This window comes from Pedobacter aquatilis (assembly GCF_030409415.1).
In the GTDB taxonomy this organism is placed as follows: domain Bacteria; phylum Bacteroidota; class Bacteroidia; order Sphingobacteriales; family Sphingobacteriaceae; genus Pedobacter; species Pedobacter aquatilis.
Map to the genome: position 1 here is coordinate 64,395 of NZ_JAUFPW010000011.1, position 26,917 is coordinate 91,311.

Sequence of the window (26,917 nt, forward strand, 5' to 3'; positions counted from 1 at the left end):
AAATCGGTTTAGCTAAGAATTTAGTTGAAAAAGCACATTTTTATTAAAAAATCATCATTATTAGAATTATAAATTTTATGCTAAAATATTATTGATATTTTAATCTATTCATGTTTTTTTACTTAGTAACTAAAATAATTCTAAAAATCGTATCAAGTCTATAATTTGTAATTCATTTTTTTTAACTTAGTGTTTCCTATACACTAACAAACTAACGAGCAAAGAATGGAACCAAACAGTGGATTGTATAATGCGCAATTCGAACACGATGCCTGCGGTATCGGATTTGTGGCGCATGTGAAAGGGAGGAAATCGCATCAAATCATCTCCGATGCACTTACTATTTTAGAAAATCTAGATCATAGAGGGGCAAGTGGAGCAGAACCGAATACTGGCGATGGTGCCGGGATTATGATTCAGATTCCTCACGAATTTTTTTACGATGAATGTCTTAAAGCTGGCTTTAGCCTTCCAGAAACCAATAACTACGGCGTTGGTATGTTATTTATGCCTAAGGATATTCGTTCGAGAGAAGAATGTAGAGAGCTTATTTATCGTGCTGCTGAAAAACTTGGATTAGAAATTTTAGGTTTTAGAAAGGTTGATGTTGATACTACTGATATTGGCAGTATGGCACTTTCAGTTGAGCCGGAGATAGAGCAGGTTTTTATTGCCCGTCCTTACGCGGTTAGTCCTGGAGCCGATTTCGAACGTAAGCTTTATATTTTTAAGAATTACCTGATTAAACTAATTGTAAATACAGTTCATGGCGGTAAGGATTTTTACATTGTTTCCCTTTCTGCGCAAACCATTATTTATAAAGGTCAGCTAACATCATTGCAAGTTCGTACCTATTTTAACGATTTAACTGATAAACGTGTGGTTTCAGCATTGGGCTTGGTACACTCACGTTTCGCTACAAATACTTTTCCATCCTGGAGATTGGCGCAGCCATTCCGTTTTATTGCGCATAACGGTGAAATCAACACATTACAAGGAAACTTAAACTGGTTTAGGGCCGGTGTTAAATCATTTGCTTCAGCCTACTTTACGCCTGAAGAACTGGATATGCTTTTACCAGTTATCGATGAAACGAATTCTGATTCGGGTTGTTTGGATAACGTAATTGAGTTGTTGCTACATGCAGGCAGAACATTGCCACATGTTTTAATGATGTTGGTTCCGGAGGCCTGGGATGGTAATGAAGACATGGACCCGATGAAAAAGGCTTTCTACGAGTTTCATGCAACATTAATGGAGCCTTGGGATGGTCCGGCGGCAATTGCCTTTACCGATGGTAAGTTAATTGGTGCAACATTAGACAGAAACGGCTTACGTCCATCGCGTTACGCCATTACCTCTGATGACCGCGTTATCATGGGCTCTGAGGCGGGCGCATTAGCCATCGACCAAAGTACAATTATTGAAAAAGGTCGTTTAACGCCTGGCAAAATGTTCGTTGTGGATATGGAGCAAGGCAGAATCATCAGCGATGATGAAATAAAAACGCAGGTTTGTAGCAAAAGTCCTTACTCGGATTGGATTAACCAATATCAAATCCGCTTAGAGGAGTTACCAGAGCCACGTGTAATGTTTACCGGGCTTTCAGAAGAATCTATTTTTAAATATCAACAGGTATTTGGTTATAGTAGAGAAGATGTTGATTTGCTTTTAAAGCCGATGGCTATTGATGCCAAAGAACCAATCGGTTCGATGGGAACAGATACGCCCTTGGCGATTTTATCAAAACGTCCTCAGCATTTATCCAATTACTTTAAACAATTATTTGCCCAGGTTACCAATCCACCAATCGACCCAATTAGGGAAAAAGTGGTGATGAGTTTGGCGAGTTTTATGGGTAGCAATGGAAACTTGCTGGATGAAAATCCCAAGCAAGCGCACTGTGTTGCCATTAAACATCCAATTTTAACCAATCAGGAGTTAGAAAAACTAAGAAGTATTGATACTGGCGTTTTCCAGGCAAAAACCTTGCAAACTTATTTCAGAGCTGATGGCAAACCGGGTGCAATGGCTAAAGCTTTAGACAGACTTTGCCGTTATGCGGTTGATGCTGTTGAGGATGGTTTCCAGGTTATCGTGTTAACGGATAGGGCAATCGATTCGGAACATGCCGCAATGCCATCTTTGTTAGCCGTTTCAGCTGTTCACCACCATTTAATTCGCAAAGGTTATCGCGGTGCGGTAGGTATCGTTATCGAGGCTGGCGATATCTGGGAAGTTCATCATTTCGCTACCCTGTTAGGTTTTGGGGTTACGGCAATCAATCCGTATTTAGCTTTAGAAACCATTAATGGTTTCCAGGAAGAATCGGGTTTATCAGCAGAAAAATTAACCAAAAACTATATTTATGCGGTTAATGCGGGTTTACTTAAAATCTTCTCGAAGATGGGTATCTCGACCTTACAATCTTATCAAGGGGCTCAAATCTTTGAAATCCTTGGCTTAAATAAACAAGTTGTAAATACATATTTTACTGGTGCTGTTTCTCGTGTAGGCGGTTTAGGTTTGGATGAAATTGCTAAGGAAACGTTAATTAAACACCATCGCAGTTTTGGTCCGGCAACGCAAACCGAAAACCTATTGCCTGCTGGTGGAACATATAAATTCCGCAGAAAAGGGGAGGCGCATTTATTTAATCCGCAAACCATCCATTTACTGCAAAATGCAACGCGTAAAAACGACTACAATATCTTCAAGCAGTATTCGAAACTGGTAAATGAGCAAACACAACAAGCTTATACCATCCGCGGATTGTTTGAATTTAATTATAGCAGAACACCAGTTCCATTGAATGAGGTTGAATCTACAGAAGCAATTTTGAAAAGATTTGCAACAGGAGCAATGTCATTCGGTTCCATTTCTCATGAGGCACACTCTACCTTAGCTATCGCAATGAATCGCATCGGCGGAAAAAGTAATACCGGAGAAGGTGGTGAAGATGAAATGCGCTATACCAAAATGGAAAATGGCGACAGCATGCGTTCGGCTATTAAACAGGTGGCCTCAGCACGTTTTGGTGTAACGAGTTATTACTTGACTAATGCTGATGAGTTACAGATTAAAATGGCTCAGGGTGCTAAACCTGGGGAGGGCGGTCAATTACCGGGTGATAAGGTAGATGATTGGATTGCAAAAGTTCGTCACTCTACACCAGGCGTTGGTTTGATTTCGCCACCGCCGCATCATGATATTTATTCAATCGAAGATTTAGCACAGCTGATTTATGATTTGAAAAATGCAAATCGTGCGGCAAGAATTAACGTTAAGCTCGTTTCAAAAGCAGGTGTTGGTACGATTGCAGCCGGTGTGGCTAAAGCACATGCCGATGTAATTCTGGTTTCAGGCTTTGACGGAGGAACAGGTGCATCGCCCTTAACTTCAATTCAACACGCAGGTTTACCCTGGGAATTAGGTTTGGCAGAAGCGCATCAAACATTAGTTAAAAACAGGTTACGTAACAGAATCGTTTTACAAACCGATGGTCAACTAAAAACAGGAAGGGACATTGCCATTGCAGCCTTACTAGGCGCTGAAGAATGGGGTGTTGCAACCGCAGCATTAGTAACCGCTGGTTGTATTATGATGCGTAAATGCCACTTAAATACTTGCCCGGTTGGTGTGGCCACGCAAGACCCTGAGTTAAGAAAATTATTTAGCGGTGATGCAGACCATGTTGTCAACTTATTTCATTTCCTGGCGGAAGAATTACGTGAAATTATGGCTGAATTAGGTTTCAGAACCATTCACGAAATGATTGGACAAGCAGACATTTTAAAAGTACGCGAATTACCTGAGGAAGATTGGAAGTTGAAATATCTGGATTTATCGGCCATTCTTTTCAAAGCAGAAGATAATGGATTGCCGTTATTTAATACTGAAAAACAAGATCACGGGTTAACCCATGTTTTAGACCACCAGTTGATTGCTGCAGCCCAACCAGCTATAGAACACAACGAACCGGTTTTTGCAAGCTTTAACGTTAAAAATACCGACCGTTCTTTGGGTACGATGTTATCTAACGAAATTTCGAAAGTACATTTGAGTGCAGGTTTACCTCCAGATACCATTAACTTTAAATTCATCGGCTCTGCCGGACAAAGTTTTGGTGCTTTTAATACTAAAGGGGTTACATTGTCACTTGAAGGTGAAGCAAATGATTATGTTGGAAAGGGATTATCGGGTGCTCGTTTAGCTATCTATCCATTCGCTAACTCAACATTTGTTCCGGAGCAAAATATTATCATTGGTAACGTTGCACTCTATGGAGCAACATCTGGTGAATTATTCGCAAGAGGTAAAGCAGGTGAACGTTTCGCTGTGCGTAACTCAGGTGCTACGGCAGTTGTAGAAGGTGTTGGCGACCACGGTTGCGAATATATGACAGGTGGCGAAGTTTTAATTCTTGGTGATACAGGAAGTAATTTTGCAGCTGGTATGAGTGGTGGTGTAGCTTGGATTTACGATGCGAATAAGACTTTTGCAAGAAAATGCAATAAAGAAATGGTCGATCTAGATCCGTTACAAGCTGAGGATGAAGAAAGAATATTAGCCTTACTTAAAGCGCATATCCGATTGACAGACAGTAAAGTTGCAGAGTTTATTTTAAGCGATTGGAAAACGCAATCGAACCATTTTGTCAAGGTATTCCCTAAAGAATACAAAGCGGTATTAGCAAAACGTAGTCAACAAGTTAAAACACACTAATCATGGGAAAAGTAACAGGATTTCAAGAATACGATAGAGTTGCGCCCACTAGAGAAGCGGCTACAGCTCGTGTTAAACATTATGGTGAATTCTTAAATGAATTACCATCAACAGAATTAAATAAACAAGCTGCCCGTTGTATGGATTGCGGCGTTCCATTCTGCCAATCAGGTTGCCCATTGGGTAACGTAATTCCAGAATTTAACGATGCCGTTTATCAAGGTAAATGGGAACAAGCAGCAAATATTTTGCTAAGTACCAATAACTTTCCTGAATTCACAGGAAGAATCTGTCCGGCACCATGCGAATCTGCATGTGTTTTAGGGATTAATCGTCCGCCAGTTTCCATTGAAGAAATTGAAAAGCACATTATCGAAATTGCTTTCGACAAGGGCTTTATCAAAGCAAAAGCACCATTAATCAGAACGGGTAAAAAGGTAGCGGTTATTGGTTCTGGTCCGGCTGGTATGGCCGCAGCGGCACAGTTAAACAAGGCCGGACACGAGGTAACGGTTTTTGAACGTGATGATGCTCCGGGAGGTTTATTGCGTTACGGCATTCCTGATTTTAAACTTCAAAAAAATGTTGTCGACAGACGCATTGATTTGATGAAGGAAGAAGGTATCATTTTTAAATGCAATGCAAATGTTGGCGAAAATGTAGAAATCAGCACTTTGCTGAGAGATTTTAATGCAATTGTTTTAGCAGGAGGTTCAACTATTCCAAGAGATTTACCAATTGCCGGCAGAGCAGCTAAAGGCGTTCATTATGCTATGGATTTCTTGAAGCAACAAAATAAACGTGTAGCCAGCAGGGAAGTGTTATCAGAAGATATTATGGCAACCGGCAAAAATGTAATTGTTATTGGTGGTGGCGATACAGGTTCGGATTGTATAGGCACTTCAAATCGTCATGGTGCTAAATCTGTAACCCAGTTCGAAATTATGCCGATGCCGCCGCAAGCAAGAACAGAACATATGCCTTGGCCAAATTATCCAATGTTATTGAAAAATACATCATCGCATGAGGAAGGTGCACAAAGGGCATGGTCGGTAAATACGAAAAACTTTATTGCAGATGAAAATGGCAACCTGAAAGCATTAAGAGTGGTTGATGTGGAATGGGAAATTGATGCAAATGGTCGTCCGGTTACTTTTAAAGAACTTGCCGGAACGGAAAGGGATTTGCAATGTGAACTGGTTCTATTGGCAATGGGTTTCTTACATCCACAGAAAGAGGGCTTGATAGAAAAATTAGGCGTTGAGTTGGATAACAGAGGTAATGTTAAAGCATCAGAACATACATATCAAACTAATATAGCAAAAATATTTGCTGCCGGTGATGTTCGCCGTGGACAATCCTTAGTGGTTTGGGCAATCTCTGAAGGAAGAGAAGCCGCCCGTAAAGTTGATGAATACTTAATGGGTAAGACTAAATTACCATCTAAAGATGCAGTTGCATACGCATAATTTCTAACCTAAATAATTCAAAACCGGAGGCTGCAAGTAATTGCAGCCTTTTTTTTATCTTGTCATTGCGAGGCATTAAGCAATCTCTCTTGCTTCAAGATTGCTTTGTGCCTCGCCATGTAGACTTTAAATTTAAGCTAATTCAACAAAAATTTTATGCGCAAGCTGCTTCAACGCTTATTAAGTAACTGGGTAATCCGAATGTCGAATAAATTCGGCTCAAGACCTAATGCAGCAAGAATAAATGAAGCATTATCTAAACTTCACAAAAAAATTGATAGCAACGATAGCAAAAGGGGCTTAATATTCGATGCTGATTTCAACCAAAAATATATTATCCTATCCGATCAGCATAAAGGCGCTAGAGATTTTGCCGATGATTTTACCTTAGCTGAAAGAAATTACCTTGAAGCTTTAAATTTTTACAATCAGCAAGGTTTTCATTACCTCAATTTAGGTGATAGCGAAGAACTCTGGGAGAATTTACTGGAATCAGTTATCAAACACAATAAAAATACATTTGATGCTGAGCGCAAATTTATCGATCGAAATGCCTTTACCAAAATTTTCGGTAACCATGATCTATATTGGGATAATGATCCTTTGTCGTCTTTCAACTTAAACAGGATTTATGGCAAAAGCATTCGGATTTACGAGGGCGCAGTTTTACGTTATAGCATCAATGATAAAAAACTCGATATTTTCTTAACACATGGTCATCAAGGCGATTTACAAAGTGATGGTAATTGGTTTAGCAAATGGTTTGTGAGTACCATTTGGGCGCCTTTACAATCATACTTAAAAATTAATCCAAATACGCCTGCTTATGATAATCAATTGAAAACTGTTCATAATGCAATGATGTATAATTGGGTTGAAAAGGAAAATAATATGGCATTAATTACCGGACACACGCATCAACCTGTATTTGCATCGTTAACACATTTAGAACGTTTGTATGTAAAAATACAATTGGCAGAACAAAAGAATGATGTGGTTGAAATCGAAAAATTACAAGCAGAACTGAATAAGCTAATTGGTAAGGGCGAAAAAATGCCTCCACTCAAAAAATATAAATCGGCTTACTTTAATACTGGTTGCTGCTGCTTTAATGATGGCGATATCACAGGCATTGAAATTGAAAATGGTTTTATCAGACTGATAAAATGGTCTTACAAAAAGACCAACGATTCAAAACGATTTGTTTTAGAAGAAATGAAATTGGAATCGCTTGTTAGCTTTACTTGATTATTTTAGGGGCAGTTCTACGTGAAATGTTGTGCCTTTATCTTCTCCATCACTTTCTGCCCAAAGTTTTCCATGGTGTAAATCAACAATAGTTCTGGCTAATAATAAGCCCAAACCTTCTGCTCTATGTAAGTTAACTGGGGCATTACTAAAATTGGCAAACTTTACGAAAAGTCTTTCTAAATCTCGACCAGAAATTCCGGTACCATTATCTTTTATGGAGATGATTAGTCTATCATCACTTTGTGCAGACCAAACTGTAATTTCGTTACCAGCTGACGAAAATTTAATGGCATTATTAATGAGTTCTTCAAAAATTTGGTATAGTTTTTCCTCATCTCCATAAATTTCTGAAGCCTCTGAGATATCAACCAAAAGTGTCAAATCATTTCTCCTAAGTCTTATTTCGAAGTCATTAGTAATTTTCTCCAAAAGTATTTTAATGTTTACTTTGGTTTTTTGAAGCTTTACTGATGCATTTTCACTTCGTGCGATGCTTACAATGTGATTTAAGCGCTCAACAATATTTTTCGATTGTGAATTAATTTTTCCGGCAATCATTTTTGTTCGTTCATCAATACCTGGCATTTTTCCAACTAATTCCGATTGAAGTGAAATCGTTGTCATTGGGTTTTTTAAATCATGCACAAGCATATTTACCCGGTGATCTTGAGCACGCATGGTTTTTCGCATAGCTAATCTGGTTTCTAACTTATCAATTATTAACACAGTCAAATTTCTAAGCATTTCTTTTTGTTCCTCAGAAGGATTTACCTCAGAATCGACCAAGACATGGAGTGTGCCAACAATTAAATTTTCGGGTGTAATTAAGGGCGAAGCAATAAAAAATAGGTTAGCGTTAATTTTAACAACTGTAATTTCAGGATTGTTAATGGCTTTTTTGCATAGCTTATCTATATTAGTTGATGGCGTTCCAGCCATTGCTTTGTGAAATACAGATTCATCGCCTACAAAAGAAATTGCAGCATAATTGGCGTTAAGAATATTGGCAGCAAGTTTTGCTAAAGCATTAAAGGCTAATTCTTGTTGTGTTTGTAAAATTTCGTAGCGTTCTAATTTTTTTAAACGATTGTTTTCTTTGTTTAATAAATCGATTTCTAAAATTTCAGACATGTTATGAGAATATTTTACAGATTTTAAAGTTAAAGATTATTATGATAAATATGGGAAACAGACAAAATTGAAACAATTATACTGTAAATTTAGTTACTAATAAATCGAAGAACGGGGTAGGTAAGAAAGAAATTTTTATCTCCAAAATACATACATAATGAGATTACACATAGAACGGAAACCAGTAAAAGTTAATCCTGATACAAAAAGAGTCATAGCCCGATTTTTCTTTAATGGAGAAGAGCGAGCATTGGAAGTCATAAAAAAGGTTTTGCAATTTTCTGATGAAAAAATCTTTTCTCTTGTTTCGCCAATTTTACAAGAATATTCTAAACGGCATAGAAACATTACCAAAATATTAAACAGACATTGTAAAAAACTCAAAAAGCAGCTTTCTTTATTAAATGTAGATTTAGAAGATTTACATCCTTACACAAAACTTTTGATTGGTGCTTACTTTACACATGAGTATTCAATAGAATCAGCAGCATTTTTTAACCCCAGCATTATTGATGATCCAGACCAAACTGATTTGGTTGAAGGCGAAAAAAGGGTGATCATTAGCTTTAGAGCAGTAGGTGAAGGTCACATCTCATCAATAGTTTTTAGAAGGGCTTTAATTGATGCTAAAAATAATATATCCGTTTTACCTGTAGGTAATTACGTTGATGAAGCTGAAGTAATAAGGAACGCAATTTATGTTAAAAAATTGTTTCTTAAAAAGGCGGCATATGCACAAATAGATCCTTTAGTTTTAGAAGAAATTGAATCTAAGTTGGATGATAAATTTGAATATACCAGTCTAAGTAATATCATTAAAGATTCTAAAACACTGCATAAAGATAATCCTGCCAGGTTGATAGAATATGATAAAGTTTTGTGGCTTTCTGATACCTACCATACCATTAGTTTTTCGAAAGATACAGATTTATCTGACCGGGTAATCTTCCCGATTTCGGAATTTGAACGAAAGGGAATTGAAGATGCCAGATTTGTTAAGTTTATTAAAGAAGATGGAAAGGTAAGTTATTATGCAACCTACACAGCATTTGATGGTTCTTTAATTATTCCGAAGCTGGTTCAAACAGAAGATTTTTACGAATTTAAAGTTATTCCATTATACGGCGATGGTGCGCAGAATAAAAACCTGGCATTGTTCCCCAGAAAAATTAATGGAAAATATGTAATGATGAGTAGGATAGATGGCTGGAATAATTATCTTATGTTTTCTGATAAAATTAATGTTTGGGAGAATCCTGTTTTACTTAAACAACCACGCTATGATTGGGATTTAGTACAAATCGGTAATTGCGGTTCGCCAATAGAAACTGACAAGGGCTGGATTCTAATGACACATGGCGTTGGTCCGATGCGTAGATATTGCATAGGCGTAAGTTTATTAGATTTGGAAGATCCGAGTAAAGAAATCGGTCATTTAAAAGAACCCTTAATTATTCCAAATGGAGATGAACGTGAAGGTTATGTACCAAATGTAGTCTATTCATGCGGTTCAATAATCAGCAACGGAGAATTGATTATTCCTTACGGATTATCCGATTATAGTTCATCATTTGCTACGGTAAATTTAGAATTATTGCTAAACAAGTTATTAGAGAATAATGCAGAATAGCTTTGGGTAAGTTCCATCCTCTGGAGTAAAATATTTTAAAACCTCAAAATTAATGTTTGAGGTTTTTTCTTGGAAGTGAATGTTCAGCAAATTATGGCTAATGCAGCCCCGCTGTTCATTAATATTCTGTGAAACTTTTCACGTCTTGATTGTTTCTGCTACAGAATGTCATTACCATCGGGCTTATTAACAACGGATGGTTTAGCACAAAAATAAAAAAGCCAGATTATAAAATCCGGCTTTTTTTATTCACATTAATATTGTTAGCACATTTTTTCTGCATTCAACAAAGGCGATGAAAGGCTTTGAAATTCAATTTCTGCAGCCATTAAAACCGTTAAATGCGATATAAAATAGGCTAAAGTACTTTCTGCACCTTGATTCCTATTTACACTATTAAATTGTAGTCCATCTGCACATCCATGTGTTTCAAAATCATATAAAGGAATGTGCAAACTGTTTCTGCCTAAAAACCATTCATAACTAATGTGCATTAAACTTAAATATTTATCATCTTTAGTTACCTCAAATGCTTTATAATATAATAATACCATTGCCATTGTTTCAAGCGCCTGCTGGTCGTAAACTGGATTTTTGCCATTTTTTTTCATCCACCCCGCATTACCAACAGGGTTTAAATACCCATTTTCAAATGAGAAGCTGTTTAGAAATTCAATTGATTCCATTGCAATTTCAAATGATTCTAAATCGCCTGTAACATCATAATGGTTTAGTAAGGCCAAGGGCAAAATGGCATTATCGTAAGTTAAAATATCTTCAAACCAATGCCAGTTTCCATCCTTGTTAGCAATGTATGCATCTTTAAGGGTTTTCGACAAACGGTTAATTTCATTAATCAATAATTCATCGCCATCATGCGCTTTTAAATAATATCCAATACCAATTATTGTATTTGCAATAGAACGGATATGTTTTAAATCTTTGAAATGCTTCACAGCGTTTGAAAATAATTCCCGCCCAAACTCTCGGTAAGAATTGTTGGGTGCTGCGCAAATTAAATAACCTAAAGACCAAACTGTTCTTCCAAAAGAATCTTCTGACCCCACTTCATCCAGATAATTTCTGTTAAAACTCAGGAAATTCCTAAAATTACCATCCTCACGTTGCATGTATTGAATAAAACTTAAATACACGGGCATTAATTTCAGCGCTTTTTGGTTTTTGTCTTGTTCGTACGCAAGTATTGATAATATTAAAGCTCTGGCATTATCATCAATACAATATCCTTCCTTTAAATTGGGTATGCCAAACTTAGCGTGTTGTATAATTCCGGTATCATCCGTTAATAAAGCAACATGACTAAGATTTAACGCTGGCATATTATCTACATCTATAATAGGAGGTATAGCTCTATTTGGTTTTCTAACCATTTTAATAGCTTCGTCTAACGTGTTGATATAAACATTTCCTATTTCAGGCCATCTTAATTTTAAGCCATACTGATATGCGTTATTCTTAAGTTGCTCATGTTTATCTTTATCTTCTAGAAGCGAATTGGCGATTTCAGCGAGTTGTTTATCATTTTTAAAATCAAACAATTTGCCTCTATTATCGGCAAGTAATTCTTGTGCATGCCAGTAAGGCGTAGAAATTACTGCGGCACCAGCGCCAACGGCGTAAGATAAAGTTCCGCTTGTAATTTGTGCTTCGTTAAGATAAGGCGTGATATACAAGTAACACGCAGTTAAATATTGGTGAAGTTCTGTTTCTGATACAAATTTATTTACAAACGCGATGTTGTTTTCAACGCCTAAGTTTTTTGCTAAAGCTTTTAAGCTATCGCGATATTCTTCTCCATTATGCTTAACCACACCAGGATGTGTATTTCCAAGGATAACGTATAATACTTCAGGATGCTTTTTTACAATGGATGGTAAAGCCTTGATTACAGTTTCCAGCCCCTTGTTCCGACTTATTAAACCAAAAGTAAAAAGTACTTTTCTATTGTTAAATAAATCGCTGTGCAACAATTCATTATCAGAGGAAGGCTCTAAATCTGGTACACCGTGTTCAATTAGCTGTATTTGTGCTGATGGAATCTGATATATGCTGGTTAAAAACAAAACTGCTTTTTTGCTCATCACTACAATTTTTGCTGACTTTAATGCAATTTCTTTAATTATAGTTTGTTGCATAAAATTCGGTTCTTTTAAAACCGTATGCAGCACTGTAATAAATGGTTTTTTTAAATTGTTTATTAGTGATAATAAAAATACGCCACTGTTGCCGCCATAAATACCAAATTCATGCTCAATTATGCAAGCATCAACTTCGCTATCATTTATAAATTTTGCTGCTTCTAAATAATCTTGCTGGTTTTGCTGGCGGATTACAAACTTAACTTCATTTGGGTACTGATGTTCGTTTAAATCATCAGATTCATTCATAGCAATTATAAAACTTTTATCTGCTTCGTAAGTTGAATTTAGCGCTAACGCATTAACCAAATTCTGGTTAAATGTAGCAAGTCCGCATTCTCTTGGTGGATAGGTTGATATATACGCAATTTTCATATTTCAAGGATAGATATATTGATAACATGAGTAATCTGAAATAGTTTGCTTTGTGTATAATTTGACAATTCCATCTAAAAACAATATGAAACGCTGTCTTGTTATAAAAAAATAAAATAAAATGATATGAGATCGATTTGGAAAGGTTCAATTGGCTTTGGTTTAGTAAATATTCCGGTAAAGTTATTTTCCGGAGTACAGAGCAGTAATCTGGATTTAGATATGCTTGATGAACGCGATCATGCTAAAATCAAATACATGCGTGTTAATGAAAACACCCATAAAGAAGTTCCTTTCGAGAAAATTGTAAAAGGACATTTTTTAAAAGATAAATACATAATTCTTGAAAAGCATGATTTTGAAGAAGCTGCTCCGGAGAAAACAAAAATTATAGAGCTGGAGAATTTTGTTGATATAAAGGAAATTAATCCAATTTATTACGAAACATCCTATTATACCGAACCCGAAAAGCAGGGTAGAAAGGCTTACGCTTTGTTGTTAAAAGCTTTAGAAAAATCGGGTAAAGCAGGTGTTGCCCGTTTTGTATTGCGTAACAACGAAAATCTTTGCGTTATTCACCCAATGGAGGGCGTAATTGTAATTACAAAAATTCGGTTTGAACAAGAAATCAGAAGTTTATCTGAGGTTACTAAGGTTGATGACATAAACATTACCAAGAAAGAAATGGATGTTGGTTTGGCTTTAATAAAACAATACTCCAGCAAATTTGATTTAAGTGCTTTTAAGGATGAATACCATAATGAGCTTTTAAAAATTGTTAAAGCAAAAGCTAAAGGAAAACGTGCTACGGTTAAGAAAATGAAACCTCAAAAAGCGAGTAGTGATGATTTATACGAACAACTTATGCAAAGTTTGAGTTCGAAAAAAGGAGCGTAAAAATTTTAGACTTCTATGGCGCTTTAGGATTCTCGCCTTTGCGGGAATGAAGTGAAACCAAATTGTAATTAATATTTTGAACAGTCATCATTCCCAATTTAATTGGGAATCCTAAAGCGGTTAATATTTGTTTTAAGAATCCCGCCTTCGCGGGAACGACACGTGAAACTAAATTTAAAGAAATATTTTAAAACAATCGTCATTCCCAATTTAATTGGGAATCCTAAAGCGATTAATATTTGTTTTAAGATTTCCGCCTTCGCGGGAACGACACGTGAAACTAATTTCAATGAATATTTTAGAACAATCGTCATTCCCAATTTAATTGGGAATCCTAAAGCGGTTTGTATGGCGCTTTAGGATTTGCGCCTTGGGGGATGACGATAAGATAAAATCATTTCTCAAATTATCAAATTCTAATTTGAAACAGCCTCTAAAAGAAAGTTTTATTTAAACGCTGCTTTCAATTGTTCAGAGGCGTATGCCTGTGCTTCTTTTGCTTCAGGAACAATAATTGCCATTCCAAAAAACTCATGGGTAACACCCTCATAGTTTCTGCTATTTACTTTCACACCTGCTGCTGCTAATTTATTGGCTAACATTGTACCGTCATCATGCAAAGGGTCAATCTCTGCCGTAATAATGGTTGTTGCAGGTAAACCAGCAAGCTTTGCATCAACTAAAGAAATTTTAGGATTTTTTGCTTCAACCATAGTATTCAAATACTTCTCTGTAAACCAAGTCATCATTGCCTTGTTTAAAGGTTTTGCCTCTGCATACATTTTGTACGATTCTGTTTCCATATTCGCCTGTGTAATTGGATACACCAAAACCTGATGAACAGGAACCATTATCTTCTTGTCGCGAGCCATAAGAGAAACATTTGCAGCAAGATTACCACCTGCGCTTTCACCAACAACAGCAATTTTGGCAGGGTCTCCTTTTATATTTGCTGCATTTTTTACCACCCATTCGTAAGCAGCAAAGGCATCATTATGTGCCGTTGGAAACTTATTTTCTGGTGCTAATCTATATGCTACGGAAACAACAACTGCGTTAACCTGTTCTGCTAAACCTTGTGCTGAAGCATTATAAACATCCAAATTTGCAATTACAAAACCACCACCGTGATAATAAACAATAACCGGATAAGGTCCTTTGGCTTCTTTTGGTGTATATATTCTAACATGAATTTTTGCACCATTTGCATCAATGTCTCTACCAACTGTATCTACTTTTGGTGCAGGTATTGCAATATTGTTAGCGGCAACTAAATCCATAACGGCATCAGTTGGCGTATGGTTTTTACGGGCATCAACAGCGCTTAAAGTTTCTAAAGGTTTGTCTTCATAACTGGCTAGTTTTTCAATAACAGCCTGCATTTCTGGCTTTATTGTTTTTCCCCATTCGGGTGGTGGTCCAGCAGGTTTAAGTGTTGATGTTTTAGCAGAATCAGCTGATGTTGAATCGGTTGTAACAGAACTATTTGAGCCACTGTTACACGCTGATATTGTTATGGCTAAAGCTACAATAGCGGTTGGCCATTTTAATACATTGTTTTTCATAGGGTTAATCTAATTGTCTTCGAAATTTGAATCTATAACATTATCAATCAGATAAGTGTTTCATCTATTTCACAACTTTTTAGAATTTATATGATGACCAAACATCTTAAGCAAAAGCTTGTTCTATATAAATAATTAAAATGATGTTAACAGAATAACTGGCTTAACAGATAATATTTTTGGCCTAAGAGACACAGGTGAAGTTGATAGCAATGATTTTAAAGAATGTGCTTTTAACTGGATTAGAGAGAACAATTTAAATATATTATTATAACCAATCGTTTATGAAAAATTCAAAAACATCGGCAGAAAGTAGCAAGGCTACTGCGCCAAAAACATCAAAGGCAAAAGGTGCCGGTGATAAAGTGACATCATCTAAAGATGCTAAAACAGTAAATGTAGAAAAAGATTCATCGGCAAAACATAAAAAACCTTAATTAAAGCGCAATCACCAATTGTATGAATGTAGACGCAAGTACAATTAATAAATTTAGTGATAGGGCGATAAGTTGGATAATCGAAAAAGGCCCTACAGTTCTATTAGGTATTTTCATTCTAATATTAGGTTTTTGGCTTATTAAACTTTTGGGTAGATGGCTTAAAAATGGTATGACTAGAAAGGATGTGAACCCTTCGTTAAGACCTTTTTTAACCAGTTTAATACTAATTGCGCTTAGAATATTGTTGGTTTTAACCGTGATGCAAATCATTGGTTTGCAGCTAACTTTCTTAACGGTTTTAATTGGTGGGATTGGCGTTGCCGCTGGTTTGGCATTATCCGGAACGTTACAAAACTTTGCTAGCGGCGTACTTATTCTACTACTTAAGCCCTTTGTTGTTGGCGATAATATTTTAGCACAGGGACAAGAAGGTACTGTAACTTCAATTCAAATATTTTATACAATAGTGACCACTTTTGATAATCGTTCTGTTGTTATACCCAACGGAAAGTTATCAAACGAAGTTATTATTAATATAAGCAGGCAGGGAAGTCGCCGTTTAGATATCGAAATGAAATTTAATTATGGAATAGATTTTAATAAAGTTGAAGAAATTTTTAATAAAACTGTAGACGAATTTAAGGAATGTTTAAAGACACCCAAACGAAGAATAGGCGTTTCTGCACTTGAAGATGGCGGCTATAAAGTGGCTTTAAATGTTTGGGTAAATGCACATGGTTTTACAGATACTAAACTATCATTCCAAAAAGAACTTATGCAAAACCTAAAAAACAGCGGCTTAAAGTTGCCTGGAATGACCGATTAAGCATCAGTTTTTTTGAGTAACGAATAGATTTTATCCATAAGTTCATCAATATTAAATGGCTTTGCCATAAAATCATCAGCAGCAATTTCATCTAACATATAATTTCCTGCGTTGTATCGTGCAGAAATCATTAAAACAGGTATGTGATTTGTATCCGCAGTTTCTTTAAGTTCTTTAAGCAAAACCCTTCCATCAATATCAGGTAGCATGATGTCCATGATGATAACATCAGGCTTAAAATCTCTAACATGCTCAATAAAGTCGGCGCCTTTATTTAAGCCATCAACGTTAAAAGCTTCACTTTCAAGAATAAGAGTTATAACATCTAAAATAGCATGGTTATCTTCAACAACCAAAATGTTTTTTTTTGCCAACGGGATAAATTTTAATTTTCAACAAATATATAATAAAAAATAAACCGCAAAACTGAATTGAATAATTTCGCCATATTTAGCTCTAGAGGATTTGATAATTCAGAAAATCTGATACTTTTGCAATACAAATGCATTTATGAATAAATTCTCTGTAGATTTAACAAATTGTGATAAAGAGCCAATTCACATCCCTGGAAAGGTTCAATCACATGGCTTTCTTATTGCTGTTAATAAAGTAAGTTTCAAAATATCATACTTAAGTGAAAATGCTGAAACATTTTTAGGAGCGCCAGCTAAGAATTTACTCGATAAATCGCTTGAGGTTCTTAATAATTTTATAACTCAAAACGATCAGCAGTTTAATGTAGAGGATTTACTTAAGCTTGGAATCATCAGAAAGAGTTTCGATGCGATAAGTCCGCATCCAACAGAAATTAATGGTAAACAATACTATCTAATTATTTCATCATCTGTAAACGATTGGCTACTTGAATTTGAACCGCTCACATTACAATATGATATTCAGAGTTCAATTGGTCGTTCCGCCTCTGCAATGCTACAAGGCAAAACTGTTTCCAGTTTATTACAAGCTGCTGCTGCCGAGGTTAAAAAACTTATCAATTATGATAGGGTAATGATATATAAATTTCAGGAAGATGGACATGGCGAGGTCGTTGCCGAAGAAATGGAGCCTGATTTAGAACCATTTTTTGGTTTACATTATCCAGCATCAGATATACCTAAACAAGCCAGAGAATTATATAAGCTAAACTTAACCCGTTTAATAGCTGATGTAAATACCGACGATGCTCCAATAATTACCTTTGAAGATGAGAAACCTTTAGATTTAACCAACAGTGGTTTAAGGGCCGTTTCACCAATTCACATTCAATACTTAAAAAATATGGGTGTGCATTCTAGCTTTAGTATTTCACTAATGTTAAAAGGAGAACTTTGGGGATTAATTGCATGCCATAACTATAGTGCTAAATTTATCGATTATAAGGCAAGGGAAGGTTCTAAGTTAATCGGTCAAATTCTTTCGTCGGCTCTAGAATATCGTCAGGGCGAGGAAGATTCTGAGATTATTGAAAAATTTAAAAATACAGCTTCTATACTCACAGAACATCTTGCAAGGGATAAATTCTTGCTTGACGCCGTTACCGAGCATAATAGTACAATTCTTGATGTGACCAAAGCGAGCGGTGTTGCTATAATTTTTGAAAAAACGCTTAAGACCTTAGGGAACGTTCCGGACGATGAAGACATTTGGGAACTTTCTGAATGGTTGCAAAAAATTAACGAAGAATCTGTTTATTATACGCATCGTTTATCAGAAATTTTTCATCCTGCAAAAAAGTATAAAAATGTAGGTTCTGGCGTTTTAGCTTGCACTTTAAGCAAAGAGCTAAATGAATTAATTATATGGTTTAAGCCCGAGCAAATTACAACAGTTCATTGGGCTGGAAATCCAGAGAAACCTGTAAATCCATCCGCAGATGGAATGCTTAGTTTATCGCCAAGAAAATCGTTTGAAAAATGGTCGCAGGTTGTTAACAATACTTCAGAAAAGTGGCTTGCAGAAGAAATAGCTTCAGTACTTCGCATACGCGAAATTATTATTACTGATGTAAATAAAAAAGCTAATGAAATCAGGCAGTTGAATGAAAAGCTTCAGGCTGCCTACGATGAACTTGATACATTCAGCTACACGGTTTCTCATGATTTAAGAACGCCACTAACATCGGTTAAAACTTATGCAGAATTATTGTTAAAAAATAAGAGCATAGACGAGAATGGTAGAAAAATGTTAGGTAGGATTTTAAATGCTGCAGATAAGATGAATTTCCTAATTAAGGAAATTTTAAATCTGGCAAGGGTTGGTCGTTCTGATGTTACTTTTGAAACAGTTAATATGCAATCTTTGTTGAAAGAGATTACTACTGAAGTTTGGGCTGCTTTTAAAGCAGACAATGCCGAACTAAAATTAGGGCAATTAGCAGATTTAAAGGGCGATAAAACAATGATTGCTCAAGTATTTACTAATTTAATAAGTAATGCCGTTAAATATTCATCAACAATAGAGAAACCAATAGTTGAAATATCTTCTAAAAAAGATGGTGATGAAATAATCTATACAATTAAAGATAATGGTATAGGAATTGATAATAGATATTATGATAGAGTTTTTGAGCTTTTTAAGCGCATGGACAATGTTAAGGAAATAGATGGAACAGGAGTTGGGTTAGCGATTGTGAAGAGAGTTGTAGAAAAACATGATGGAAGAGTTTGGTTTGACAGTAAACTAAACGAAGGCTCTACTTTTTACGTAGCTTTTAAAAACTAAAAAAATGAAAACGCCCGATATATTTTACGTGGAAGATGATATGGACTATGCATTCTTTATGCAAAGTGCCGTACAAGAGGTAAAGGATACCTTGAATTTATCGATTGTAGAGGATGGGACTGAGGCACTGCAAAAGCTTCAACTGTTTGCTGATACAAGAACAAAACCGAAATTAATATTATTGGATTTAAACCTACCTGGACTTTCAGGCTTAGATTTACTTAAATTTATCCGCGATATTCCTTATTTAAAATCGGTGCCCGTAATTTTGTTTTCAACATCTGATAATCCTGAAGATGTAAAAGCATCTATTGAGTTTGGTGCAAATGCTTACTTAACCAAGCCAAATGGTTACGATAATCTTGTAAAATGTGTGCATTCGGTACACGATTTTTGGTTTAACCAACATCTCCGTTTAAATTAATTACACATCAATATTTTAAAGATTCGGTTTTATATCGAATCTTTTCTTTTTAACCACATTTTTAATTTTATATATTTCTATGATTGCCGATATATTGAGAACTCAAACTGCTGAAAAACACCAACAACTCGAAGCGTTAATGTTTGTTAATGAAATTATGAACAATACGCTAAGTGTTGATAATTATAAGAAACTGCTGACCATAAACTATCTCATTCATCAAAAGCTTGAATATAAACTCGCAAATATGCTTGATAGCGACCTTGCAGAAAAACTTGATATGAAAAATCGGTTAAAACTAGAATACCTGGAGAAAGACTTAGCATTTTGGGGAATTGATTCTTTAACCTTACCGGCTTTAAATTTTGAATTATTTGTACCTGATAATAATAATGTTGAAGTTCTTGGAGCATTATATGTGTTGGAAGGCGCTACACTTGGCGGAAATGTTATTAGAAAGCATATACTCGCAAATAATAATTTTGAGGGCAAGGAAGATGGTTTAAACTATTATGGTGTTTATGGCGATGAATTAGGTTCTAAATGGAAAACTTTTGTTTCTGTATTAAATGAAACAGTGCAAGAGGATGATTACGAAAAAACCGTAAATAGTGCTAACGAAACCTTTAATAATCTGATAAAACTATCGAAACAATTAAGCTAGGTTTGAAGGATATGAGGCCATAAAAAACAAAAAGATACCTTAGATTATGTAGTGGGGGCATGTTGGGGGTTTTTATAATGTGCAAAACTTCTTTCAAATTAATATTTGCATTCTCTTGTTAATTCGAGGTAAATATGTATTATTGACAAAATAAATTTTTTAAACCTTAAAAACATCAATTAGCGATGGAAAAATTCTCAAAAGTTAAAGCTGCTGTAGCTGCAATCGAAGCAGATGTAGAAAAATTTTATAATGCTGGCAATGCAGCTGCTGGTACTCGTGTACGTAAAGCAATGCAAGATCTTAAAGTTTTAGCACAAGAAATCCGTGCAGAAGTAACTGACAAGAAAAACTCTGGAAAATAATATTTCGCGAGTAAAGATAAAAAGGTCCTGATATAAAATCGGGACCTTTTTGCGTTTAATTGGGTTGGGGTGGATAATATAAGCCATTGCAGAAAACCTGTTGTAATTATGGTCTATAGATATACATTTCAGCACATACGACTGATAAGTGAGTGTAAGCTTTTGTTTCTGTAATGGTTAATTCAATTGATTTTGTATGAGATTGTGTGGAAGCACTGGTATTATTGAAACTTCTCATTTATTTGGTAAATTATACTCCCAAAATATTATTTCGTATCACATATTAAATATATGTTTATCAATTTCTTATCCTTTTTTATGTAAACTGAAATTTCAATTGAGACTTAAAAAATGATCATTTTTATTACTAAATTTCAAAATTAAATTCTGTATACACATATTATAAACTGTATATCAGTGACTTAAGTACTAAAATTGATGTCTATTATAAGCTAAACCAAAGTCAGTTCTCATAATCTTAAATCGTTCAATCACGGTTGATATAAATTCCTCATCTAATATTTCAAATACATCGTTAACACCACCTCCACTCAAATCTAATTCAGCCAGTTTATAACTTTGCTCAAACGTACCTTGTTCAAATTTTACAATGTATTTTTGATTCATTGAAAAGATTGATATTTTACACTCCGGATGCGGAAGTTCTGCTATTACTCTCATGGATGTTGTTATATTTTGATTTGATTTTTTTATAATGATTGACCATTCAAGCTTCCGGCACATTTCAATATCTCAAAACGTGCAAATAACTCTTCAGAATACCACTGGCGTGTTCTGGTGAGTTTAATCACATCCGAATGGTCAACGGATTTGTAAGCATAGTTTTTCATGCTGTCTAAGCTCTCCCAAACCGAAAAAGTTGCCTGATCAAAAAACGGATTTTCGCCTATGCCAGCAGATAGTACAAAACCATCAGCCTTTCGCATTTCTTCCGCGGCTCTTTTAATATTACTCCTAAATTCTTTTAATTTACCAAAACGGATTGCTGCCCTTGTAATCACTGCTACTCTTTTGCCTGCATTTTCACCCTTATTCTCAACAATGAATGGTTGTTTGCCTGACCATAAACCATGCGATGATAATGGTTTGAGTAGTACTGTGAATTCTTCAACGCCAAACATCCGAAACCATTTCAGCGCAAACGAGTTAGTATAGAACGCATCACAATCTGTTCGGCCCTCCCAAGTTGTTAGTATTGCCCAATGTTTAAAATCTGGTGCTAAATCAACCTGTGCATTTTTTCCGCTGCCCATTAATTTCCAAAATTTACATTTTTTATTTAACCATAAAGGCAAGCGCAAAATAGCCATACCTAAGAATGCAAATGGAATATTATAGTATCGAAATTTGGTTATTGTTAAGGCGACAATCATTTTAATTGGGTTATTGTGTCAAAACTAATCAAATTACGCTTAGGATCTTTTCAATTTTTTGTCATTATCAGAAAGGAAATCTCATTATCACCAAATTCCTGATTAACTTTGTTTACTTATGGCAGAAGATTTAATAATTGATAGAGGTATCGCGAAAGCTGAACAGTATAAATCGCTAATTCCGCAGATTGAGGGATTGCTCACTGGCGAAACAGATTTTGTGGCTAATATGGCAAATGTGGCCGCAGCATTAAAGGAGCAATTTAATTGGTTTTGGGTAGGGTTTTATCTTGTAAAAGATGATGAGCTGGTTTTAGGTCCTTTCCAAGGTCCGGTGGCTTGTACGAGAATTAAAAAAGGTAAGGGTGTTTGTGGTACATCCTGGTTACAAGCTGAAACGCTGATTGTGCCAAATGTGGATGAATTTCCGGGTCACATCGCTTGTGCATCAGCATCAAAATCTGAAATAGTATTGCCATTGATAAAAGGTGGGGAAGTTATTGGTGTATTGGATGTTGATAGCGAATACTTAGAGCATTTTGATGATATAGATAAGATTTATCTACAGGATGTTATATCAATCTTATTAAAGTAAAATATTATATAATTTGAAGCTAAATAGAGAATATTTTATTAATCAAGATGCAGTACTCTTAGCCAAAGATTTACTTGGTAAAGTTCTTTTTACTAAAATTGATAAACAAGTAACTGCTGGTGTAATTGTAGAAACTGAGGCTTATTTTGGGGTTAAGGATAAAGCTTCTCATGCTTATGGTGGCAGGCGCACAAACCGTACTGAAACTATGTACAGTTTAGGCGGTGTAGCTTATGTTTATTTATGTTATGGGATGCATAATCTTTTTAATGTTGTGAGTTCAGTAAAAGATGAACCACATGCAATCCTAATAAGAGCCATTGAGCCACTCATTGGCATTGACATAATAGAGCATAGAAGAAATATGCCACGTACCAAACCTGCAATTTCATCAGGGCCAGGTTCTGCTGCAAAAGCTTTGGGTATTGATAGATCTTTTAATGGAAAAGATTTATCAGGGAATAAAATTTGGATAGAAGATTATAAAATCAATTATATGGATTCCGAAATCATTGCCGCTCCGCGTGTGGGAATTGCATATGCTCAGGAGCATGCCTTACTGCCTTGGCGCTTTTTTATTGCTGGTAATAAATATGTAAGTAAACCAAATAAAGTATAATACAAACCTTTTGTACTGAATTCTGTTTTTCATTAAATACATCTATAAGTTATGAAAAACGAAAAAAATATATCGATTTTAAAAGAAATGGCAGAAAGTGTAAGAACCTGTATGTTCACAACATTTTCTGATGATAATGAATTTGGTAGTCGCCCGATGGGAACTGCGAAAATTGAAGAAGATGGAAGCATTTGGTTCTTTACAAACGAGTATTCTTTAAAATCAAAAGAAGTTTCTAAAGATAATAATGTGCTTTTAGCTTACAGCGAGCCATCTAAAAATACATATTTATCTGTAAAAGGGAAGGCAGAATTAGTAGATGATAAAGTAAGAAAAGAAGCTTATTTTAATCCATTTGTTAAAGCTTGGTTTCCTGATGGGATTGAAGATCCGAGATTGATATTGATAAAGGTTACGCCTGAAGAAGCAGAATATTGGGACGCTTCATCATCAAAAATTGTGGTACTATTTAGTATGTTAAAAGCAGTTGTAACCGGAGATACTCCAGATTTAGGTAAACACGATACAATTAAGTTTTAGAAAATATTTAAATTCGAATGAAGCAGGATTGGAAACAATGCCTGCTTTTTTTGTATAATTGAAGAAATGAATTTTGAAAATAATTTAGCATTCGCAAAAGGGCAAGATGCAGCCGATGTCTTTAAAGATTTTAGGGCTGAATTTCTATTTCCAAAGCATAAGGGAAATGATTTTATATACCTCTGTGGTAATTCTTTAGGGCTTCAACCTAAAGCTGTTAAACAGGTTTTAAATAATCAATTAGATAATTGGGCGAACTATGCTGTTGAGGGCTGGTTTGATGGTGAAGAACCTTGGATGTTTTATCATAAGGAATTAAAAAAGTTGATGGCTCCAATTATTGGTGCTTCACCCGTGGAGGTTTGTCCGATGAACACCTTAACAATTAACCTTCATTTGTTGATGGTAAGTTTTTACCAGCCGAAAGGTAAACGGTTGAAGATTATAATGGAAGGCGGGGCTTTTCCATCTGATCAATATGCGCTTGAGAGCCAGGTTAAGTTTCATGGCTTTGACCCAAATGAAGCCATTATAGAGGTTTTTCCACGTGATGGCGAAGAAATCCTTAGAACTGAGGATATTATTGCTAAAATAAAAGAAAACGGTGATGAAATAGCTTTAGTGCTTTTCGGAGGTATTAATTATTACACCGGGCAATTTTATGATATGGAATTAATTACCAAAGCCGGACATGAAGTTGGAGCTTTGGTTGGATGGGATTTAGCCCATGCTGCCGGCAATGTGCCGCTTAAGCTTCACGACTGGGATGTAGATTTTGCCTGTTGGTGCTCTTACAAATATCAGAATTCTGGCCCTGGTGGCATTAGCGGAATTTTTGTTCATGAAAAACATTTTAGTAACACTGATTTAAATCGTTTTGCCGGATGGTGGGGCTATCAGGAAAGTAAGCGTTTTAAGATGGAAAAGGGATTTATCCCAGAAGTTGGTGCCGACGGGTGGCAGGTGAGTTGTACACAAGTTATACCAATGGCTATCTATCATGCTTCACTAGAAATCTTTGATAAGGCAGGTTACATCGAGCCATTAAGAGATAAAAGTATTAATTTAACTGGATATTTAGAATATGTTATAAATCAAATCAATATAGATCTAGATGTCGAGCAATATAAAATTATTACTCCAAAAAACTCACAAGAAAGGGGCGCACAACTTTCTATAATTGCTTTAGAAAAAGGTAAGGAGATTTTTGATGGTTTGGTTGAAAATGGAATCCTTGGTGATTGGCGTGAACCAAATGTTATCAGGTTAAGTCCGATTCCGCTGTATAATTCTTTCGAAGATATTTACTTAACCGGAAAAGTATTGTTGCAGGTAACTCAAAACATTTTAAGATAAGTTTGATATGATAAATTATAATCCAAAAGACTGGTTTACTTTCATTTTTCATATCCATAAGGCTGATACTTTTAGGAAGTTGTGGCCCTTGATGATTAGCGTTGCTGTTTTTTCAGCTTTAGTGGCTTTTTTAGAACTTAATATTTTTAAGCTCTCCAAAAGTGATTATGTTAGCAATATCGGCATGATGCACAGCTTACTAGGCTTTGTTATATCCATGTTATTGGTTTTTCGTACGAATACTTCATATGACAGATGGTGGGATGGGCGAAAACTTTTAGGCTCACTAACCAATGTAAGCCGAAATTTTGCAATGAAAATTAAAGCCTTAAAATTGCCAGAGGAAGATACTCGCTTCTTTGAATACGGTATTCCTAAATATGCCTTTGCATTAAAAGAGCATCTTCGGGAGAAAAAATATTTCGGGAAAAATAGTTTCTTAATTGAGGTGGAGGGCACAAAGCATATTCCAAATCAAATAGCAAGCAGTATGATTTCCAGACTTTATGATTTACTTGGAAAAGGATTAATATCACAAGAACAATTAATTGTTTTAACAAATGATGTTAATCAATTCACAGATATATGTGGTGGATGCGAACGGATAAAAAATACACCCATACCTTTTTCATACAGTATCTTTTTAAAGAAATTTATCTTCGTTTATGTACTCACAATTCCGATTGGATGGGTTTTTAGTCTGGGTTATTATTTGGTATTAATTGTACCCTTTATTCTTTATGTATTAGCGAGTTTGGAGTTGATAGCTGAAGAAATAGAAGACCCATTTGGTGAGGATGCAAATGATTTACCTGTAGATCAGATTTGTAATAATATTGAAAAGCATGTTGAAGAAATTTTGGGTTAATGATTAAAATTGCATGGCATCCACTGTATGCGCATCCTTTACCTGAAGGACATCGATTTCCGATGCTTAAATATGAATTGATTCCTGAACAATTATTACACGAAGGCACTATCTCAACTGAAAATATATTTCATCCAGAAATGGTGAGTGAAGAAAACATTTTGCTTACACATGCTGAAGATTATTGGAATCAACTTAAAAATTTAACCCTTCCTGCTAAAGAACAAAGGAGAATAGGTTTTCCATTAAACGCAGAATTAGTAGAACGTGAGTTAAGGATTACGCAAGGTACAATCGATTGTACTCATTTCGCTATGGCAAATGGAATTGCTTTTAATGTTGCTGGTGGTACACATCATTCTGGTAGCAATTGGGGTGAAGGATTTTGTTTGCTAAATGACCAGGCTATCGCAGCTAACTATCTATTAAGTAATAGTTTAAGTAATAATATCTTAATTATTGATTTAGATGTGCACCAGGGTAATGGAACTGCAGAAATTTTCCAAAAGGAATCAAGGGTTTTCACTTTTTCAATGCATGGCGATAAAAATTTTCCTTTTAGAAAAGAAATTTCAAATTTAGATCTTCCGTTAGATGATGGTGTTGGAGATGATGAATATTTGTCTCTGTTAAAAACAAATTTGTTAAAAGTATTTGATAGCGCAAAGCCAGATTTTGTATTCTATTTATCTGGTGTTGATGTACTTTCAACGGATAAGCTCGGCAAACTTTCTTTAAGCAAAGCCGCTTGCAAAGAACGAGACGAATTAGTGCTCAAAGCATGTAAAAGTAGAAATTTACCGGTAGAAGTTAGTATGGGTGGGGGTTATTCAACAGATATTAAAGATATTGTTGATGCACATTGTAATACCTATCGTTTAGCTTTTGATTTGTTTACTTAAC

At 35.4% G+C, this 26,917-nt stretch carries 23 protein-coding genes; 17 read left to right on the plus strand and 6 right to left on the minus strand.

Annotated features, from left to right (window positions below; translation table 11 throughout):
• Positions 1-225: 225 nt before the first annotated feature.
• The 3 genes from gltB (at position 226) to QWY86_RS03365 (ending at position 7,442) form a co-directional block, all read left to right on the plus strand.
• A complete protein-coding gene (gene gltB / locus QWY86_RS03355; RefSeq protein ID WP_290238742.1) occupies positions 226-4,725 on the plus strand; it encodes a glutamate synthase large subunit in 4,500 nt (1,499 codons plus the stop codon).
• 2 nt (positions 4,726-4,727) lie between these two features.
• A complete protein-coding gene (locus tag QWY86_RS03360; protein ID WP_290238744.1) occupies positions 4,728-6,194 on the plus strand; it encodes a glutamate synthase subunit beta in 1,467 nt (488 codons plus the stop codon).
• 201 nt (positions 6,195-6,395) lie between these two features.
• Positions 6,396-7,442, plus strand: a complete 1,047-nt coding sequence (locus QWY86_RS03365) for a metallophosphoesterase (protein ID WP_290238745.1) — start codon at positions 6,396-6,398, stop codon at positions 7,440-7,442.
• Here QWY86_RS03365 and QWY86_RS03370 read toward each other — a convergent pair whose 3' ends face one another.
• Complete coding sequence (locus tag QWY86_RS03370; RefSeq protein ID WP_290238746.1) at positions 7,443-8,576, minus strand: sensor histidine kinase; 1,134 nt, start codon at positions 8,574-8,576, stop codon at positions 7,443-7,445.
• A 157-nt stretch (positions 8,577-8,733) separates the two neighbouring features.
• On the opposite strand from QWY86_RS03370, the gene QWY86_RS03375 reads away from it, so the two are divergent.
• A complete protein-coding gene (locus tag QWY86_RS03375; protein WP_290238747.1) occupies positions 8,734-10,206 on the plus strand; it encodes a glycoside hydrolase family 130 protein in 1,473 nt (490 codons plus the stop codon).
• A gap of 263 nt (positions 10,207-10,469) precedes the next feature.
• On the opposite strand, the gene QWY86_RS03380 is transcribed toward QWY86_RS03375, so the two are convergent.
• Positions 10,470-12,740: a glycosyltransferase family 4 protein gene (locus QWY86_RS03380; protein WP_290238748.1), complete on the minus strand. Its 2,271-nt coding sequence runs from the start codon at positions 12,738-12,740 to the stop codon at positions 10,470-10,472.
• A gap of 126 nt (positions 12,741-12,866) precedes the next feature.
• Here QWY86_RS03380 and ku point away from each other — a divergent pair, with 126 nt between their 5' ends.
• Positions 12,867-13,637: a non-homologous end joining protein Ku gene (gene ku, locus QWY86_RS03385; protein WP_290238749.1), complete on the plus strand. Its 771-nt coding sequence runs from the start codon at positions 12,867-12,869 to the stop codon at positions 13,635-13,637.
• Positions 13,638-14,083: 446 nt separating this feature from the next.
• Here ku and QWY86_RS03390 read toward each other — a convergent pair whose 3' ends face one another.
• A complete protein-coding gene (locus QWY86_RS03390; RefSeq protein WP_290238751.1) occupies positions 14,084-15,202 on the minus strand; it encodes an alpha/beta hydrolase in 1,119 nt (372 codons plus the stop codon).
• Between the two features lie 284 nt (positions 15,203-15,486).
• On the opposite strand from QWY86_RS03390, the gene QWY86_RS03395 reads away from it, so the two are divergent.
• Positions 15,487-15,639: a hypothetical protein gene (locus tag QWY86_RS03395; protein WP_290238753.1), complete on the plus strand. Its 153-nt coding sequence runs from the start codon at positions 15,487-15,489 to the stop codon at positions 15,637-15,639.
• Between the two features lie 22 nt (positions 15,640-15,661).
• Positions 15,662-16,468 carry a mechanosensitive ion channel family protein gene (locus QWY86_RS03400; RefSeq protein ID WP_290238755.1) on the plus strand — a complete coding sequence of 269 codons (807 nt, stop codon included), beginning with the start codon at positions 15,662-15,664 and terminating at the stop codon, positions 16,466-16,468.
• On the opposite strand, the gene QWY86_RS03405 is transcribed toward QWY86_RS03400, so the two are convergent.
• Positions 16,465-16,842: a response regulator transcription factor gene (locus QWY86_RS03405; RefSeq protein ID WP_290238757.1), complete on the minus strand. Its 378-nt coding sequence runs from the start codon at positions 16,840-16,842 to the stop codon at positions 16,465-16,467. The genes QWY86_RS03400 and QWY86_RS03405 overlap by 4 nt on opposite strands.
• A 136-nt stretch (positions 16,843-16,978) precedes the next feature.
• Here QWY86_RS03405 and QWY86_RS03410 point away from each other — a divergent pair, with 136 nt between their 5' ends.
• The 4 genes from QWY86_RS03410 (at position 16,979) to QWY86_RS03425 (ending at position 20,642) form a co-directional block, all read left to right on the plus strand.
• Positions 16,979-19,189 carry an ATP-binding protein gene (locus QWY86_RS03410; RefSeq protein WP_290238759.1) on the plus strand — a complete coding sequence of 737 codons (2,211 nt, stop codon included), beginning with the start codon at positions 16,979-16,981 and terminating at the stop codon, positions 19,187-19,189.
• A 4-nt stretch (positions 19,190-19,193) separates the two neighbouring features.
• The gene (locus QWY86_RS03415; protein WP_290238760.1) at positions 19,194-19,613 is read left to right on the plus strand and encodes a response regulator; all 420 of its coding nucleotides are present in this window, start codon (positions 19,194-19,196) and stop codon (positions 19,611-19,613) included.
• A 79-nt stretch (positions 19,614-19,692) separates the two neighbouring features.
• Positions 19,693-20,277, plus strand: a complete 585-nt coding sequence (locus tag QWY86_RS03420) for a biliverdin-producing heme oxygenase (protein ID WP_290238762.1) — start codon at positions 19,693-19,695, stop codon at positions 20,275-20,277.
• 185 nt (positions 20,278-20,462) lie between these two features.
• A complete protein-coding gene (locus QWY86_RS03425; protein WP_010602585.1) occupies positions 20,463-20,642 on the plus strand; it encodes a BF3379 family histone-like protein in 180 nt (59 codons plus the stop codon).
• A gap of 429 nt (positions 20,643-21,071) precedes the next feature.
• Here the strand turns inward: QWY86_RS03425 and QWY86_RS03430 are convergent, their stop codons facing one another.
• Both QWY86_RS03430 and QWY86_RS03435 read right to left on the minus strand, forming a co-directional pair.
• The gene (locus tag QWY86_RS03430) at positions 21,072-21,323 is read right to left on the minus strand and encodes a hypothetical protein (protein ID WP_290238777.1); all 252 of its coding nucleotides are present in this window, start codon (positions 21,321-21,323) and stop codon (positions 21,072-21,074) included.
• Between the two features lie 29 nt (positions 21,324-21,352).
• Positions 21,353-22,036 carry a DUF3291 domain-containing protein gene (locus QWY86_RS03435; protein ID WP_290238779.1) on the minus strand — a complete coding sequence of 228 codons (684 nt, stop codon included), beginning with the start codon at positions 22,034-22,036 and terminating at the stop codon, positions 21,353-21,355.
• Between the two features lie 118 nt (positions 22,037-22,154).
• Here QWY86_RS03435 and QWY86_RS03440 point away from each other — a divergent pair, with 118 nt between their 5' ends.
• From QWY86_RS03440 to QWY86_RS03465, 6 genes are all read left to right on the plus strand, one after another.
• Positions 22,155-22,631 carry a GAF domain-containing protein gene (locus QWY86_RS03440; protein ID WP_290238781.1) on the plus strand — a complete coding sequence of 159 codons (477 nt, stop codon included), beginning with the start codon at positions 22,155-22,157 and terminating at the stop codon, positions 22,629-22,631.
• Positions 22,632-22,644: 13 nt separating this feature from the next.
• Complete coding sequence (locus QWY86_RS03445) at positions 22,645-23,250, plus strand: DNA-3-methyladenine glycosylase (protein ID WP_290238784.1); 606 nt, start codon at positions 22,645-22,647, stop codon at positions 23,248-23,250.
• A gap of 51 nt (positions 23,251-23,301) precedes the next feature.
• Positions 23,302-23,790 (plus strand): pyridoxamine 5'-phosphate oxidase family protein, encoded by a 489-nt coding sequence (locus QWY86_RS03450; RefSeq protein WP_290238786.1) that lies wholly within the window; start codon positions 23,302-23,304, stop codon positions 23,788-23,790.
• Between the two features lie 66 nt (positions 23,791-23,856).
• Positions 23,857-25,146: a kynureninase gene (gene kynU / locus QWY86_RS03455; RefSeq protein ID WP_290238788.1), complete on the plus strand. Its 1,290-nt coding sequence runs from the start codon at positions 23,857-23,859 to the stop codon at positions 25,144-25,146.
• 7 nt (positions 25,147-25,153) lie between these two features.
• The gene (locus QWY86_RS03460; RefSeq protein WP_290238790.1) at positions 25,154-26,014 is read left to right on the plus strand and encodes a bestrophin family protein; all 861 of its coding nucleotides are present in this window, start codon (positions 25,154-25,156) and stop codon (positions 26,012-26,014) included.
• Positions 26,014-26,916: a histone deacetylase family protein gene (locus tag QWY86_RS03465; RefSeq protein WP_290238792.1), complete on the plus strand. Its 903-nt coding sequence runs from the start codon at positions 26,014-26,016 to the stop codon at positions 26,914-26,916. Before QWY86_RS03460 ends, QWY86_RS03465 begins: the two co-directional genes overlap by 1 nt.
• Position 26,917 lies beyond the last annotated feature (1 nt).

Coding starts and splice junctions, on each gene's coding strand:
- QWY86_RS03420 (WP_290238762.1), top strand. CDS start 19,693: ATGATTGCCGATATATTGAGAACTCAAACTGCTGAAAAACACCAACAA.
- QWY86_RS03440 (WP_290238781.1), top strand. CDS start 22,155: ATGGCAGAAGATTTAATAATTGATAGAGGTATCGCGAAAGCTGAACAG.
- QWY86_RS03415 (WP_290238760.1), top strand. CDS start 19,194: ATGAAAACGCCCGATATATTTTACGTGGAAGATGATATGGACTATGCA.
- QWY86_RS03370 (WP_290238746.1), bottom strand. CDS start 8,576: ATGTCTGAAATTTTAGAAATCGATTTATTAAACAAAGAAAACAATCGT.
- QWY86_RS03390 (WP_290238751.1), bottom strand. CDS start 15,202: ATGAAAAACAATGTATTAAAATGGCCAACCGCTATTGTAGCTTTAGCC.
- QWY86_RS03450 (WP_290238786.1), top strand. CDS start 23,302: ATGAAAAACGAAAAAAATATATCGATTTTAAAAGAAATGGCAGAAAGT.
- QWY86_RS03425 (WP_010602585.1), top strand. CDS start 20,463: ATGGAAAAATTCTCAAAAGTTAAAGCTGCTGTAGCTGCAATCGAAGCA.
- QWY86_RS03400 (WP_290238755.1), top strand. CDS start 15,662: ATGAATGTAGACGCAAGTACAATTAATAAATTTAGTGATAGGGCGATA.
- QWY86_RS03435 (WP_290238779.1), bottom strand. CDS start 22,036: ATGATTGTCGCCTTAACAATAACCAAATTTCGATACTATAATATTCCA.
- QWY86_RS03410 (WP_290238759.1), top strand. CDS start 16,979: ATGAATAAATTCTCTGTAGATTTAACAAATTGTGATAAAGAGCCAATT.
- QWY86_RS03360 (WP_290238744.1), top strand. CDS start 4,728: ATGGGAAAAGTAACAGGATTTCAAGAATACGATAGAGTTGCGCCCACT.
- QWY86_RS03460 (WP_290238790.1), top strand. CDS start 25,154: ATGATAAATTATAATCCAAAAGACTGGTTTACTTTCATTTTTCATATC.
- QWY86_RS03430 (WP_290238777.1), bottom strand. CDS start 21,323: ATGAGAGTAATAGCAGAACTTCCGCATCCGGAGTGTAAAATATCAATC.
- QWY86_RS03380 (WP_290238748.1), bottom strand. CDS start 12,740: ATGAAAATTGCGTATATATCAACCTATCCACCAAGAGAATGCGGACTT.
- QWY86_RS03375 (WP_290238747.1), top strand. CDS start 8,734: ATGAGATTACACATAGAACGGAAACCAGTAAAAGTTAATCCTGATACA.
- QWY86_RS03465 (WP_290238792.1), top strand. CDS start 26,014: ATGATTAAAATTGCATGGCATCCACTGTATGCGCATCCTTTACCTGAA.
- ku (WP_290238749.1), top strand. CDS start 12,867: ATGAGATCGATTTGGAAAGGTTCAATTGGCTTTGGTTTAGTAAATATT.
- kynU (WP_290238788.1), top strand. CDS start 23,857: ATGAATTTTGAAAATAATTTAGCATTCGCAAAAGGGCAAGATGCAGCC.
- QWY86_RS03395 (WP_290238753.1), top strand. CDS start 15,487: ATGAAAAATTCAAAAACATCGGCAGAAAGTAGCAAGGCTACTGCGCCA.
- gltB (WP_290238742.1), top strand. CDS start 226: ATGGAACCAAACAGTGGATTGTATAATGCGCAATTCGAACACGATGCC.
- QWY86_RS03365 (WP_290238745.1), top strand. CDS start 6,396: ATGTCGAATAAATTCGGCTCAAGACCTAATGCAGCAAGAATAAATGAA.